The sequence below is a fragment of the Verrucosispora sp. WMMD703 genome (assembly GCF_049178935.1).
GTDB classification, from domain to species: Bacteria; Actinomycetota; Actinomycetes; order Mycobacteriales; family Micromonosporaceae; genus Micromonospora; species Micromonospora sediminimaris.
Genome location: NZ_JBMHMM010000004.1, coordinates 4,460,689 through 4,476,568 on the forward strand (window position 1 = coordinate 4,460,689; position 15,880 = coordinate 4,476,568).

The window sequence follows — 15,880 nt, forward strand, 5'->3', positions numbered from 1 at the left end:
CCGTGTTCGGGTCAGTCTGGTTCGGGCATCAGGCCCTGCGCGCGGAGTTGTTCGACCTGGCTGGCTGGCGGTGGTAGCGGGTCGTGGTCTGAGGGGCGGGGTCCTTCCGGGCCGTCCGGGCCGTACCGGATGAAGGTTTCGACCCGGGTCACCCGGCACGGCACACCGCCGACCTCGAAGTCGTCGGTGCGTGGCGGACGGTGCGCCGCGCGGGCGTGCGCGTAGGCCGCCATGAACTCTTCGATCGGGGTGTTGGCGTCGCGTGGGATGTCGGCGATGGCGAAGGACCCGGCGTCCCGGGCGGCCTGCGGCGTCGGGTACGTGGTGAACGACCGGGGTCGCCACCTGCCGTCGACCTGCTCCCCCACGGTGAAGCCGACCGGGAGCAGCACCACGTTCGGGTGCGTCACCAGGGCCCGGCACGAGTCGGCGTACACGTCGGCGGGGAAGGACGTCGCCGAGTAGGTCGCCGAGACCAGTTCCATCCGTACGAGGGCGTCGGTGAGTCCGGTGCCAGCGGCCGGGTCGATGACGAATCCGTCCATCGGCGAGGTGGTCTGCTGCGCCTTGCCCGGCGGGTACGGGTCGGCGTCGGTGGGCCGGGGCGGCTCCGGTCCGTCTGGACCCATCCGGATGAACGGCTGCGCCCGGATGATCCGGTAACGACGGCCACTGACGGTCAGCTCATTCACCGACTCCCAGTCGAGGATCTCGTACGCCGCCCGCACGGCCGCGTTCTCGACGGTCGGCGGCGTCTCGCTGTACAGCTTTCGGAAGTGCGACGCGAGGCTGTCGCGTGCATGCTGCGGCTCGTCGGCGTCAAGTCGCACGATCCGCCACCGGCCGTCGACCTCCTCGGCACAGCCGAAGACCGGCGCGCTCCACATCAGTGTGGGATAGGCGACCGAGCGGCGTCGGGCATCGTCCTCGGATACCGCCGACACGGGATCGTCCTGTTGCTCGACGGTGATCAGCAGGTGCTCAGGCACATGCTTGTCGTGATGGGCCATGTACGCATTGTGTGCCCCCGGATCGCCGAAACGCAGCACCGCCACCACCACAGATCCTCCACTGTCAGCGACCTCTTCACAGGGACCGCCGCAGTTGGAGAAGGTCGCTGCGCGAAGGTGAGGGCAGGCGCACATGCGGAGGTCCACCGCGTCCGATGCATGTCTCGGTTCCGAGGAGACGCCCCAACAGTTGGGTTGCCGTTGGCCGCTGTTGGGTGCCAGGTCCCCGCAGTTCGCGGCCAACAGCGGCTTTTGGCGGTCACAAGACCGATCCAGCCCGGCACGCCAGCCGGGTTTGCGGGCGGTCTTGGGCGCCGCCCGGTGTGGGTGGTGACTCGGCCCGGCGTCGGTCCGTGCTCACCACAATTTCCGAACCTGGTTGTGGAAGGAGAGTGCTTCCACGGTCTCCGCCCGTGCGGGCGGCGCCTCCCTATCGGCTGTCACGCATGCCCCGCCGCCTGGCGGGGTGGGAGGTGAAGACCAGATGCGCCGTGTCCTGTCCCGTCTGTTCCTGTCCACCACGTTCGTCGCCGCAGTTGTCGCCGGCACGGCCGGTGCGGCTCAGGCTGGGCCGCCAGAACTGCTGGCGGTCAACAGCCTGAACACCGTCATCAACAACCTCATCGCCTGGATCGTCGGCATCCTCGTCGGCGTCGCCACGTTGTTCCTCACCTACGGCGGTGCCCTGTATCTGATGGCCGGCGGCGATCCCGGTCAGGTGGAGAAGGCCAAGGGTGCGCTGAAGGGCGCCGCGACCGGCTACGGCCTGGCGGTGCTCGCGCCGGTGCTGATGAGCATCCTGCGCGGCATCCTCGGGACGAACTGATGTACAACCCGTTCACCATCGCGGCGGTGCTGGACAGGGTCCTGGAATGGATCGCGGCACGGGTCGCGGACGTCATCGACGCCCTGTGGAGGTTGCTGTCCTGGGCGTTCCTCGTCGTGCCGGACGTGACCGCCCTACCGCAGGTCCAGACGATCAGCACCCGCGCGCTGGTCATCGCCAACACCTGCTACGTGGTGGCGATCGTCGCCTGCGGCGTGGTGGTCATGGCCCGCGACAGCGTCCAGGCCCGCTACGGCGTCGCGGAACTCGCGCCGCGCCTGCTGATCGGCATCATCGGCGCGAACTTCGCGATGCCGATGTGCCGGGAACTCATCGCGCTGGGTAATGCGCTGATCCAAGCACTCATCGGTGAGTCGGTCACCACCGATGGCTCGCTGGACCAGTTGCGTCGCACGATCGTCGACGCGTTGACCAATCCGGCCAACGCCCTGCTCACGCTCGTCATCGGCGTGGTCATCGCCGTGCTCGCCGCCATGATCATGGTCGGTTGGGTGCTGCGGCTGGGCCTGCTGGTGATCCTCGTTGGTCTCGCACCTGCGGCGCTGGCCTGCCATGGCACGCCGTGGACCGAGCCGGCTGCGAAGTTGTGGTGGCGGGCTTTCCTCGGCGTGTTCGCCACGGTTGCAGGTCAGGGCATCGCGTTGCACGCCGGGTTGACGGTGTTCGTCAGCCCGACGGCGAATCTGCCGGCCCTGGGTCTGCCGAACGATCCGACGGGCACGCTCAACTTGTTCATCGTCTGTTGCCTGCTGCTGGCGGTGACGCGGATCCCGGGTCTGGTGCGCCGGTACGTCACGGGTGGGCAGTCCCGCAACGTGGTCGGCGCGTTCGTTCGGGTCGCTATCGTTCAGCAACTCGGCCGCGCGCTCACCGGGGGTTTGTGGGGTGGCGCGGGGCGTGCTGCGGTGGGAGCCGCCGTCGGCCGGACACGTCGTGCCGGGAGCATGGCTGCCCGTTCCGGCGGAGTGCCGCTGCCGCAGCCCGCGGGGGTTCGCACTGGTGCGGGGCCTGGTCCGGTGGCGCGTCGTCCGCCGCGAACTGCTGCGGCGTCGACGCCTGTCCGGCCGTCCCAGGCGCAGCCCGGGGTCGGGGTGCGGAGGGTGCCGTCGGGGCGGACTCCGGCGACGGCGATGCCGCAGCGGATGCCGCGGTGGCGTCGCTGGTGGGCCTACACCGAATCCGGTACCGGCTGGCCGAGCGGCGCATCTCGGCGAGCGTCCGGGACGGGCCGGTCGGTCGAGTCGGTGCCAGGCCCGCGCGTGCCGCCGGTGCTTGCTGCTGTCCCTGAATCCGCGCGAACGGCCGGCGGCACCGGATGGCCGTCGGTGCCCACCTACGGACCCCGGACCACCCGCACCTCGGCGGCAGCACGTGCCGCAGCTACTACCCGGTCACGACCGCGGCCTTCGGCTCGGCCGGCTGCCGGACGCGACAGCAGCGGCGCCGGCTGGCCGGGCTGACCTTCCTTCTGATGTCAAGGATTGGTGTTTCCCATGTCTGATGTTGATCTTCGTGCTCGTATTCCGGCGGACATTGAGGCCCCGGATCGTCTGCTGTACCAGCTGAGTTCGCGGCAGGTGGCCATCCTGGCCACCGCTGCCGCGGTGGCGTACCTGCTGTGGCGGGCCCTGCTGGGCCATGTGCCGATGCCGATCCTCCTTGCCGCCGTGATTCCGCTGCTCGGGGCCGCCACGGTCCTGGCGTTGGGTCGTCGTGACGGGCTGGGTCTGGACGCGTGGCTCCTCGCGGCGGTCCGGGGCTCGCGCACTCCGCGCCGGCAGGTCTCCACCCCGGGGGCGAAGGCGCCGCGGTGGGCGCCGAGCCCGGTCGGGGCCGAGGGAGACCTGACGCCGCCGGCGCTGTTGCGGCTGCCGGCGCGGGCGATCGCCGCCAACGGGGTGGTGGACCTGGGCGGGACCAGCGCCGCCCTGGTCGCGGTGACCACGGTGAACCTGGGTTTGCGGACGCCGGCGGAGCAGGCGGCGCTGGTCGGCGCCTACGCCCGCTGGTTGAACAGTCTGACCGCGCCGGTGCAGATCGTGGTGTCCACGCAGCCGGTGGACCTGGCCGGGCATGCGCAGCGCATCGCGGACGCCGCGGATCTGCTGCCTCATCCGGCGTTGGCGGACGCCGCCGCCGACTACGCCGAGTTTCTCCTCGACGTGGAGGAGGAGCGGCAGCCGCTGTGGCGAACGGTGACCATTGTGCACACCGCCACCGGGGCGCGCCGCGACACCGATGTGCTGCGGGCCGCCGAGCACACCGCTGCCGCGTTGCAGGGTGTGGGCGCCGCCACCCGGGTTCTGGACGGGCCGGCGGTCGCCGCCGTGCTCGCCGCCGCGGTCGACCCCTACACCCTCCCCCTGTCCGGGGAGCGGGCGTTGCCGGACGAGCCGGTCACCGGAGGGCACCGATGACGCTCCGCACCGTGCTGCGCGCTCTGCTTCCCACCCGCACGCCGCCGCCGGCGGCACCGTCGGCAGGGTCGCAGGTTGACGCTGTGGCCGCGTTGATCGGCCCGGCGAGCATCGAGGTGACCCCCCGCTACTTGAAGGTCGGCGACGGCTACACCTCGACGCTGCTGGTCAACGGCTATCCGGCGGAGGTCGGCGCGGGCTGGCTGTCGCCGTTGACCGGCTGGCCGGGCCGGGCCGACGTGGTTATCCACATCGAGCCGCTCGATCCGCAGGTGGCCGCGTCGCGGCTGCGCCGCCAGCGTGCCCGCCTGGAATCGTCCCGACGCTCGGATGCCGAGCACGGCCGTCTCGACGACCCGAGCACCGAGGCCGCCGCCGCGGATGCCGCGGAGTTGGCCGACCGGGTGGCCCGGGGTGCGAGCCGGCTGTTCCGGGTCGCGCACTACGTCGCCGTGCACGCAACGAGTTTGGAGGAGTTGACCGAGTCGGTGGCGCATGTGCGGGCAACCGCCGCCTCAGTCATGCTCGACACGGTTGCGGCGACCTGGCGGCAGCTGCCGGCGTGGACGTCCACCCTGCCGCTCGGGGTGGACAGCATCGGGATGCGGCGGGTGTTCGACACCGACAGCCTCGCCGCCGGCATGCCGCTGGCCTCCGCCGATCTCCCCGCGCCGCTGCCTGGGGATCCGCCCACCGCCTCCGGTGTCCTGTACGGGTTGAACACGGCCACCAACGGGATCGTGTGGCACGACCGGTGGGCCGCCGACAACCACAACTCCGTGGTGCTGGCCCGTTCCGGAGCGGGCAAAAGCTACATGATCAAGCTGGAGACGTTGCGGAGCCTGTATGACGGGGTGCAGGTCCACGTCATCGACCCGGAGGACGAGTACCGGCGGCTCGCCGAGGCGGTCGGCGGCACCGTGATCAACCTCGGCGCCCCCGACGTGCGGCTCAACCCGTTCGACATCGCCGCCGACGACCGGCGGCCCGACGCGCGTACCCGCCGGGCGCTGTTCGCCCACACCCTGGTCACCGTGCTCCTCGGCGCCGGGCAGGACGGTGGAATGCAGCCGGCCGAACGTGCCGCGTTCGACCGGGCCGTCAACACCGCCTACCTGGAGGCGGGGGTCACCAACGACCCGGGCACCTGGGCGCGGCCAGCGCCGTTGCTGCGTGACGTGGCCGCCGCCCTGGAGGCCGACGGCTCGCCGCCGGCGGCCACTCTCGCTGCCCGCCTGTCGCCGTGGACGACCGGCAGTTTCAGTCACCTGTTCGCCGGACCCACCACCACCCACCCTGTCGGGCATCTGGTGGTGTGGTCGACCCGCCACCTCGCCGACGAGCTGCGCCCCGCCGGGATGCTCCTGGCGTTGGACGCGATCTGGCGGATCGTGGACGCCCCACCGGCCGCCGGTCCGACCGGGGACCCGCGGCGGCTGGTCATCGTCGACGAAGCCTGGACCCTGCTGCGCGACGGTGAGGGCGTGCGGTTTCTGAACCGGCTGGCGAAAGCGGCCCGCAAACGCCGCGCCGGCCTGTCGGTGATCACGCAGGACGCCGCCGACCTGCTCGGCTCCGACCTCGGCCAAGCCGTCATCGCCAACAGCGCCACCCAGGTGCTGATGCGCCAAGCCCCCCAGGCCATCGCCGCCGTCGCCGACAGCTTCCACCTCACCGGCGGAGAAGCACGGATGCTGCTGTCCGCCCAACGCGGCGAAGGACTCCTCCTCTCCGGGGCCAACCGGGTGGCCAGCCACGCCGTGTCCTCCTACCGAGAACACGAGCTGTGCGTCACCGGCACCGACCCGCAGGACGAGCCATGACCTGGCTCGCCCCACCCACCCCGCCGCTGCCGTCGTCGGTCACGCCGACCAACCCGGTCGCCGAGACGATCGCCGCCGCGCTCGGGTGGGTGGTGGCCCGGCCGTGGCTCGCCACCGTCGCCGCCGCGGCAGGCGTGGTCGCGGTCGTCGCCCACGGCCGGCTGCAGATCTGGCGGCAGCGACGCCGGCAGCGGCATGCGCAGCAGGTCACCATCACCCCACCGCCGGAAGTGGAGCCGGACAGCGCCGCGAGGTGGTGGGCGACCTGCGCGGAGATCCTGCGGCCGGCCGGCTGGCGACGGTGGCTCTACGGCACCCCGCACGTCGGCTACGAGTACCGGTGGGCGGGCCGGCAGCTGACCATCACCATCTGGCTGCCCGGCACGATTCCGACGGGACCGGTCCTCGCCGCGATCGCCGGCGCCTGGCCCGGCGCCACCACCACTGTCACCGACGCCACAGACCCGATCCCTACCCGCGTCATCGCCGAGGGCGGCGCCCTGACACCGACCCTGCCGGCGTGGTACCCGATCGTCACCGACCACGACACCGACCCGCTACGCCCTCTGATCTCCGCGCTGTCGGGGTTGCGCGACCACGAGTACGCCTGCGTGCAGATCCTCGCCCGCACCGCCACACCCCGGCAGATCCGCCGGCTGCGCGCCGGCACCGCGGCACTGCGCACCGGCCAGCGCACCCCCGGCGTTCTCGACCCGTCGGCCTGGCTGGAAGGACTGGTCGCTCTCCTCACGCCCGGCCCGACCCGCCCCGCAACGGGCAGCCGCGCCACCACCTACCGGCCGCCGGTCGGTGACCCGGAACGAGACCGCGACGCCCGCGCCGCGGTGGACAAGCTGGCCTGCGGGCAGCTGTGGGAGACGTCCATCCGCTACGGCATCGCCCACACCAACCCCCGCCACGCCCCGGAGGAGAACCTGCGGGCCCGGTTGACGAGCCTCGCCGACGGCGTCGCCTCGGCCTACGGCCTCTACACCGCCCGGCAGCGGCTGCGCCGCGTTCGCCTCACCCAACCCGCCACGGTGCTGGCGAACCGGCCACTGCGCACCGGCTACCTGCTCGGCGCCGCTGAACTCGCCGCCGTCGCCGCCCTGCCCTCCGACGTGGCGGTGCCCGGCCTGCTGCGGGCCCGCGCCAAACCGATGCCGATGCCGGTCGACGTGCCCACCACCGGCGGCCGAGGCGTCAAACAGCTCGGCCGGGCGCAGATCGGCGGCCACGCCGTCGGGCTGCCCGTCGTCGACGCCCGCCAACACCTGCACGTCCTCGGCTCCACCGGCGTCGGGAAAAGCACCCTGCTGGTCAACATGATCCTCGACGACGTGGCCGCCCGCCGCGGCGTCGTCGTCATCGACCCCAAAGGCGACCTGGTCACCGACGTCCTCGACCGGCTCAACCCGAACGTCGCCGACCGGGTCGTGCTCATCGACCCCGACCAAACCCAGGGCGGCTACTTCAACCCCCTGTCCGGCGACGACCACGACCTCGCCGTGGACAACGTCGTCTCCATCTTCTCCAAAATCTTCCAACGGCACTGGGGGCCCCGCATCGACGACACCCTGCGCGTGGCGTGCCTGACCCTGATGCGTAAGGCCAACGCCACCCTCGCCCTGGTCCCGCCGCTACTCAACGACAAACAGTTCCGCCTCGCGTTCACCGAAGGCCTCGACGACCCGGAAGGACTCCTCGGATACTGGACCTGGTACGAGTCCATGCCCCCACCCGTGCGGGCGCAGGTCATCGGCCCCGTCATGGCCCGCCTACGCGCGTTCCTGCTGCGGGACTTCCCCCGCCGCACCCTCGGCACCCCACGCTCATCATTCGACATGGGACGGCTACTCAACAGCGGCGGGATCCTGCTCGCACGCCTACCCAAAGGACAACTCGGCGAGGACACCTCCCGGCTGATGGGCTCGTTCGTCCTGGCCCGCGCCTGGCAGGCCGCCACCGCCCGCGCGAAACTCCCCGAACACCAACGACGCGACTGCACCGTCGTGATCGACGAATGCCACAACTTCCTGAACCTGCCCGGATCCGTCGACGACATGCTCGCCGAAGCCCGCGGCTACCGGATGAGCCTCGTCCTGGCCCACCAGGACCTCGCCCAACTCCCCCGCCCCACCCAACTGGCCCTGTCCGCGAACGCCCGCAACAAAATCACCTTCAACGTGGCACCCGAGGACGCCCACCAGATGGCCCGGCACATGTTCCCCGAACTGTCCGACCACGACCTCAGCCACCTCGACGCCTACCAGGCCGCCGCCCGCCTCGTGATCGGCAACCGGGAAACCGCCGCGTTCACCCTGCACACCCGACCACCCCGCCCCATCGTCGGCGCGGCCGACCAGATCCGGGCGGTCTGCGCCGCGGCCAGCGGCGGCGCAGGCGATCCCACGGCGATCGAGCAACTCGCCACACGGCTGGCCACCCGAGCCGACACCCACCGCCGCCGGTGAACCCGTCCGCTGCCCCCATTCCGACGTGCCGCACGGCCTGGCGGCGGGCGGGCACCGGTCCGCGCCCCGGTCCCAGACCCGGCCGGCCCCCACTCACCCTCGGATACCCAACAGTGCAGGTAGGTGCCACGAATGCCCGATGATCAACCGTCCCGACAGTCCCTGCGGGGGGACACTCTCCGACCGGGGGGCGGCCCATCGCCCCCGCTCCCCCGCACACCGGCCCGGCGTACGACCGTGACCCTGGCTGACATCTCTGCCCGGCTGCGGCCCCGCGACCGGGTCATCGCCTTCCTCCTGTCCGACCACACCGCCCTCACCACCGAGCAGATCGCCGCGGTGCTGTTCGACTCACCGATCACCTGCGGCCACCGCCTCTACACGCTGCGCCGCATGGACTTCATCAACCGCGTGCTGCGCGCCCACCCCGGCCAACCCACCCACGTCTACTGGGTACCCGGCCGGCTGTCAGCCCGCCTGGTCGCCCTCGCCCGCGGCGAGACCCCACCCACCCCAAAAGCAGTCGCACTCGCCGCCGACCGCGTCCTGTCCGACCGCACCCGCCGACACACCATCGAAACCAACCAGTTCTTCATCGACCTACTCGTCCACAGCCGATCGCACCCGCGGTCCCGGCTGACCCGCTGGTGGTCCGAGCAACAGACCACCGCCGCATTCGGCCGCCGTATACGCCCCGACGGCCACGGCATCTGGACCACCGGCCACCACCACGCCGGCTTCTGGCTCGAACACGACCGCGGCACCGAACACCACCCACGACTACGCGACAAACTCGAGCCCTACCGCCGACTCCGCAACGACGGCGGACCCGACTACACCCTGCTGTTCTCCCTACCCAACAGGGAACGAGAACGCCACTTCCACCACAAGCTGATCGACACCGCCGGCCGCGACCCCCGCATCGCCGCAGCCCTGGCCACCATCACCATCGCCACCTGCGCCCGCGACCGCGTCAACGGCCACGGCCCCGCCGGCCCCATCTGGCGACTCGTCGGCAACGGCGGACACCGGCTACGCCTAGCCGACCTCCCCAACACCAACGACGAACCCGGCCCCCTCAACCCCGGACCACCCACACTCGACCACGACCCGCTCCACGAACTCACCTGACTCTTACCCGCCGGGACGCCACCACGACCGGACCGGACGACCGCAAATCGCTCTATCCAGGCTGGCGACTCGGACAGCCCTTCGCCCCCAGAGACCTGCTGCGACGTCTACGTGCTGGGCATATCACCATGCTCGGCCACAACACCCCACCTATGGGGGTGGCCAGCGGGATGCCAGCCGCTGTAGCCACACGGCTGCTCGGGATCAGCCTCAACTGGGTAACACGCAAGGGTGCGCCAGCGCCGGCTCAGCCTTGGCTCTGGCGCGAATTCTGGAGGGTCATCAGACAACCCGTCAGCAAGAGTGGTCCGAACTCGGCGAACTCACGTCCACTGGCCGCGCTGCCCCGCTGTGGCGACAGGCCGGGTTGGCCTGTCGCCACAAACTGCAAGTCAACGGTCACGGGTGGAGAGTGCCACCATGAGCGTGATCACCGCCGCGATCAGGTAGACGAAATCGCCGACCGCTCGCATGATCAGAATCCAGATCTCCATCGGTGTCCTCGTTCCTACTCGGCTCCGCCTTCCACCGATGAGTCTTCGGGCCAGTTCCGGCAGGTCCGCTGGATTTTGACGCCGCGGGCCGGAACTTTGGCAAGACTGTCGGCTGACGATGGGTCACCGTTGTTTATGAGGGATGTCAAACTTTGACGAGTGCCTCGGCGCGCCGCGGCTCGGCAAAGGAGGTTTCGTGCCCGGGATCGACCTTCCTGACCAACGGGAGCTGCCGCCTGGCCCGTTGCGTGACCTAACTCTCACGGTTCGTGATCTCTACGAGGATGCTGGCCGCCCGTCCGTGCGCCACATTGCCGAACGCATCGCGGCCAACGACGATCTCGCCACGACCGCGAGCCACGAGTCGATCCGGAGCGTGCTCAAAGGACGCCGCACCCGGTTCGAGGTTCTGGAGACGATCGTCAGGCAGCTGTCCCTGATGGCCAATCCACCGCGCGATCCCAGCGCCGCCGTAGCCAAGGCAATCACCTTCTGGAAGCAGACGACCGCCACCGATGCGGCGTCGGCGATGATTGAGGAATTCCCAGAACGTGGCGACGGTGGCGACGTCCTGGCTGACATCATCGAGATGTCCGACGAGGAGGCGGAGGTGTTGGTCGAAAGCTTCGTACAGTCGGACGGCGGCAACGATGAACCGCTGGGCATCTATGCGTTGCTGCGGGATCATCCTGAGACTTTGGACGTGCTGACGGGCGACCGGAAGCAGGTTCATGAGAAAGACTGGGTCGGCCTGCTCATGGCGGCGACCTGGATCATCACTCCGTTCCTCGACACGGATGACGAGTACAACGACACCCGGCGCAACCTCGTCCTCGGTTCCATCGTCCCGGAATTGGCCCCTCGTGAACTCGACATGTCCGCCTTCATCGCGGACCTCGGGTCAGGCGTCCATCCGATCGACGCGTTGAGCCGCCGTTTCCCTACTTCAGGCGTAGCACTCAAGCATCACTACGAACCTCTATACGAAGGCTCGAGTTGGTCGCCGATTCAAGAGTCACCAGTCCCCGCACTGCCGTTCGCCGGTGAGTTGAAGCAGCGGGGTGACTTGCTGGTGGCGGCGGCGTCCGACCGCATCGAGAAGGCGAGATCTCGTCGTACCTCAGTGGAGGCCAACGTAGCGCAGCAGACTGAGGAGAGGTATCTGGAGGCGGTCCGGTCCAACCGGTTCGACAACGCCCGGACGGCGCTTGACGTGTTGACCGAGCAGAACCCCCGCCGCGCCCAGAAGGTGCTGCTGGAGACCGGATTCGTAGTCCTCAACGACAGGGATCGCAGTTTCCTCTCCGGCCTGTGGATGCAGTTGGCCGCGGCAAATCATGCCGGCACGGTAATCGGCCAGCCGCGGCGCGAAGTGGTCAGCGCCGTGCTGAAGATCTCCGGCGGCAACGACCTCTCCAGCGACGCGACATCCTCAGCGCCGGCCCCTGCCCCCCTCGGCATAGCAGCATCCGAAGCTCGCAGAAAGGCGAACCCGGCCGGAGCGGATCTCCTGTACACCGTCTTCGAGCTGTCCGCTGAGGTTCACTGTGCCATCAAGGAACGAGTTGCTGGATCGAAACGACACCCGCTGCACCGCCTCGAATTCCGCGCGGTGCCGAGGAGCTCAACGACTGCCCTGTGCCATGTCATCTGTTTTCAGCGTGCAGGCGAACTGACGGAGGCAGCAGTCAGCTTTGAGGTGCTGCGCCGGGACGAACAGCTGGCCAAGGAGGACGTCGACCACCTTGTCTTCGTCTTGCTGGAAGGCACGGTATCCGACGACGTGCGAACGCTCACGGCGGCTTGGACCAAGCGGAGTAAGTTCACGTTCGGGGTGCACGCCATCGACTCCGCGCTCACCGCAGAAGATGTACAGCAGCTGCGCCCCCAGCTTCGGCTTCCCGGCCGCTGGAACGAATACGTCCGGGACCCTGCCCGACTGGCTTTCGCCGGCGAGAACCACCTCGAACTGGCCGCCACCTACGACAACCAGCTGCCCACGCGTCTGCTGGACGAGCGTCGCACAGCCGTCGCCGGCACGGCCCTGGACTACGTCGCTAGGTGGCTGGAGAGCGACCAGCGCAGCCTCGTTCTCCTCGGAGACTTCGGGGATGGCAAGACGTTCTTCACTTACAACCTCGCCCGCCGGCTCTGCGAGGAGGGCGTGGCGGCCCCCGCGCAGATGCGTGTGCCGCTGCGATTGGCCCTGAGAAGCTTCTCCCGCACGGGCGGCGCGCGGGAACTGCTGCGCGATCGCCTCGAGGACATGGGCATGAGCATCGACGAATGGCACCGGCTCGCTTCGTCGCAACCAACGCTGGTGATCTTGGACGGCTTCGATGAGATGTCGACGAGCCTGAGCCCGGAGAGCATCCGGGCGAATATCCGCGCTGCCCAGGAGTGCTACCAGCTTTTTGCCACCTCGAAAGTGCTGCTCACCTCGCGTAGCCGCGCGTTCGGCGGCCCCGACGATCAGAGGGGCCTCCTCGAGCGGATCGGCGACCCCCAACTGGTCCACCTGCGGCGGTTCGACCGCACCGAGGTGATCTCCTCCTTGATGCGCTCGGCCGAGAGCCAGCAGCAGCGTGTCGTACGGCGGCTGCAGAATATGCACGATCCCATCGGGCTGGCCACGAAGCCGCTGTACCACGCGATGATCCAGGAAGCGCTGCCGTATCTGCCCGAGCGCGACTTCACCGAGGAGACCCTGTACGAGACGTATATCGAGCGTACGCTCGAGCGCAAGCTGGAGCTACTCGACGACGACCAGTTGTCGGCGACTCCTGGCGCGATCATGCGGAACCTGCTGGACATTCTGCAAAGGGTGGCCGGTGAGCTGCATCGGACCAACGCCAGATACCTCTACCTCCGAGACTTCGAGTCGGGCGGTCTGCGGGGCGACGGCGGCCCAGGCATCGCCGCGATGTTGTGGTCGCTTCGGGAGGACACTTCGCCGGATGACGAACACCGGCAGGACGCGACTGCCAGGATCGGGATCCGCTCGCTGTTGCGCGGCCATTCCGAAGGCGACCCGGAACGGTGGCCGGTGGACTTCGCCCATCGGTCGATGCGGGAGTACTTCGTCGCACGGGGGGTGGTCAACGACATCATCGCTGATAGCGACGATCCTCCCGCTCTCCTGCGCAAGGCTGATCTGTCGCCGGAGATCTTGCGGTTCGCCGCCTTGATCCTGCGTGCGCGTCGAAGCGAGGAGGCCCAGCGCGCGCTCGACCGATGGTCGCGTTCCGTAACGGTGCATGACCGACCGTCCCCACTCGGCGCCAACGCTCTGTCACTGCTGTACGCCGTCGACAAGAAGTTGCCTGGCCGCGACTACGTCGGAGTGCGGCTCGACAACGTTCAGCTGCCCGGAGCCGATCTGGCCGGGCTCAACTTCCGTGGAAGCTCGCTGCAGGGGGCCAACCTCGACAACGCCAACCTGACGGGCACGGACCTGACGGACGCGGACCTGACCGGCGTGCGCCTTGAGGAGACCGCCGCTGTGACCGCGATCCTCGTCGATCACGACGAAACGATCTTCGCGGCGTACGGCGACCGCACTCTGCGCTCATGGCAGATCGACACTGGACGCACCACCGACCGCCTGCTCTGCCAGCTGCCCCACCCCGCGGAGCGGCTGTGGCTGACTCCCGCGGGCCGGATCGCCGCAGTGGGCGACTCAACGCTCACCGTACTCGCCCCCGTCGGTTGGGCCACGACCTTGTCGTTCCGCCTGAAGTCCCGCTACCGAGGGCTGCACGCCGCGGTTGAAGACGCCCTTGTGCTCGACGAGAGCCTGAACAACGGTTCCCTCTTGTCATTCCGCCCGGACGAGGGCAAGGCCGTCATGCTCGGCCTACCGCGCGCCCGGGCTTGGCATGTCTGCGCGGGCGGCAGCTGGGCCGTGGCCACGCCCGATCGGGTGAGCGTCCACGGGCCAGCGGCCGTGAGCTGGCCGGCGTCGCAGGTCAGCGCAATCACGATGCGGACCGATCCGGTCGGGGAGACGCTGGTGGCCACAGGACACGAGGACGGACTGGTCGTTGTTCACCAGGTCATCGGCGGCCAAGCGGTCGCCCGCTGGAAACGGCAGATGCACGCAGGTCCCGTGACCGCGATCGCCTTCCTCGGCGCGGACCGCCTCGTCACGGGCGGCGTAGACCGGGGGCTGTGCGTGACCCACACCGGCGGCAACAGCGACGACGGCGAGGTCGCCCGGTATGAGCTCACCTTGCGCTGCGGCGGCGTGAAGCTCAAGGGTGTGCGCGGACCGGACGAGCAGTCGCGCCTGCGCCGCCTCGCAAAAAGCTCGTCCGCCCGCTCGACCTGACCCGACGGGGCGGGCCCTTCGGTGATTCGCGGTGCTTGACCTCATCATCGATCACGTCGCGGACATCTTCCCCGACCAGGATGCCATCAGCGCCACCGGCGGGACCTCACAGGAGGCGAGCGGCCTTCTCACTGGTCTCTTCCTCGACTGGTCGGGATTCCCGCCACAGCGTCCCCGCCACGCTTCGAAAACTGGTCGGCCGCCGCGCCAGCGATTGGCAGGCCGCCGTTGACGCCGACCGCGCCAGCCGGCGGCGGCGTCAGCACGACATCCCCAGGAGCCGAACAAGTCGGCCGGGCCGCAGGCCGCGGATGACGACAAGCTGCCGCTTGAGCACCGCAGGCGGCTGCAAGGAAGACCGCTCCTCTCGCCACTACTACGCAACCCACAGTGCTCGCGGCGCTGCACGTAGCAATCGCATGACCCGTCGCACAGCCGCCGCAGGGCGGCACGCATTGCACAGCACACAACCCACCGCCACCCAACCGTGACCCGAAAGCCAGGGCTTGCGGGCCAACAGCCGATCCTGGCGGCCAACAGGACTGGGCGGAATCAGCCGCCATAGCGCCCTGAACATGGCCAACAGTCCTGGTCAGAGCCTGAGTGGCCGGCACCGGAGCCTGATCAATCTTCGTTGGGCGGGCGAGTTACGGTGAGAACTCATTCTTGAGTCTTCCATCGTGCACCACCCCTGGGCCTCGGCCCGTCGCGGCAGGAGCTGCACCCACCCACCCGCCTCATCGGCCGGTCGACAGTGACATCTCCTCCCGCGACGCCCGCCCACCCGCACCACCGGAATCACCCCACGCTCTCCACGCCGCCAACGACTACACCGGCCAGCTGCCCTCGCACACTCCACTGGTCGCCATCGCCGCCCACCCGATCGGATAACTCTGGCAACCATCTCAGGCATCGCCTGCCCGAGAAGCCCCTTGTTCGTCATCTTGCGCCGGACAGGCACTGCGCCTGCCCGGTCATTGCCATGCCCAGACCGACTCATGCCGCTTCCGCAGTAAGGAGAATGGCGGTGACCGCGTTTGTTCACGCCGCCGCACCGGACTGACCTGTCCGCAGTCGCGCCCAGGACGGAACCGACGCACCTCGTCGTCAATCTGTCGGGCCGACTCACCTTCCTGAGTAGCGTCGACGCCCTGACGGCGTTCCACCGACGCACCTAGACCGGGACCACCTACCGGATCGAGTTGGGTGACGGCCTCGCGGTCTGGCTCGACGGCGATGTCCAATGGCCACCGGCCTCCTAGGGAAGCCGTACGCCTGCCCGTGGGACGCCGTTCCTGCGCGGGCCGGTCATGTTCACCTGCGCCCGTCCCGGCACCGGACTCGCCGAGCAGCA

At 69.4% G+C, this 15,880-nt stretch carries 8 protein-coding genes; 7 read left to right on the forward strand and 1 reads right to left on the reverse strand.

Annotation, left to right across the window (positions count from 1 at the left end; all coding sequences use genetic code 11):
• Positions 1-11 precede the first annotated feature (11 nt).
• The gene (locus tag ACN26Z_RS20890) at positions 12-1,010 is read right to left on the reverse strand and encodes a DUF5954 family protein (RefSeq protein ID WP_421462999.1); all 999 of its coding nucleotides are present in this window, start codon (positions 1,008-1,010) and stop codon (positions 12-14) included.
• 484 nt (positions 1,011-1,494) lie between these two features.
• On the opposite strand from ACN26Z_RS20890, the gene ACN26Z_RS20895 reads away from it, so the two are divergent.
• From ACN26Z_RS20895 to ACN26Z_RS20925, 7 genes are all read left to right on the forward strand, one after another.
• Entirely contained in the window at positions 1,495-1,836 is a 342-nt protein-coding gene (locus tag ACN26Z_RS20895) for a pilin (RefSeq protein ID WP_421463001.1), read from the forward strand.
• Positions 1,836-3,317, forward strand: a complete 1,482-nt coding sequence (locus tag ACN26Z_RS20900) for a hypothetical protein (RefSeq protein WP_421463003.1) — start codon at positions 1,836-1,838, stop codon at positions 3,315-3,317. The genes ACN26Z_RS20895 and ACN26Z_RS20900 overlap by 1 nt, the downstream gene beginning before the upstream one ends.
• Positions 3,318-3,350: 33 nt before the next feature.
• Positions 3,351-4,274 (forward strand): PrgI family protein, encoded by a 924-nt coding sequence (locus ACN26Z_RS20905; RefSeq protein WP_421463005.1) that lies wholly within the window; start codon positions 3,351-3,353, stop codon positions 4,272-4,274.
• Positions 4,271-6,097 (forward strand): VirB4 family type IV secretion system protein, encoded by a 1,827-nt coding sequence (locus tag ACN26Z_RS20910; protein WP_421463007.1) that lies wholly within the window; start codon positions 4,271-4,273, stop codon positions 6,095-6,097. Before ACN26Z_RS20905 ends, ACN26Z_RS20910 begins: the two co-directional genes overlap by 4 nt.
• On the forward strand, positions 6,094-8,571 hold the full coding sequence (locus ACN26Z_RS20915; RefSeq protein ID WP_421463008.1) for a type IV secretory system conjugative DNA transfer family protein: 2,478 nt from the start codon (positions 6,094-6,096) through the stop codon (positions 8,569-8,571). The genes ACN26Z_RS20910 and ACN26Z_RS20915 overlap by 4 nt, the downstream gene beginning before the upstream one ends.
• 237 nt (positions 8,572-8,808) lie before the next feature.
• Positions 8,809-9,702: a replication-relaxation family protein gene (locus tag ACN26Z_RS20920; RefSeq protein ID WP_421463010.1), complete on the forward strand. Its 894-nt coding sequence runs from the start codon at positions 8,809-8,811 to the stop codon at positions 9,700-9,702.
• A 690-nt stretch (positions 9,703-10,392) separates the two neighbouring features.
• A complete protein-coding gene (locus tag ACN26Z_RS20925) occupies positions 10,393-14,526 on the forward strand; it encodes an NACHT domain-containing protein (RefSeq protein ID WP_421463011.1) in 4,134 nt (1,377 codons plus the stop codon).
• Positions 14,527-15,880 lie beyond the last annotated feature (1,354 nt).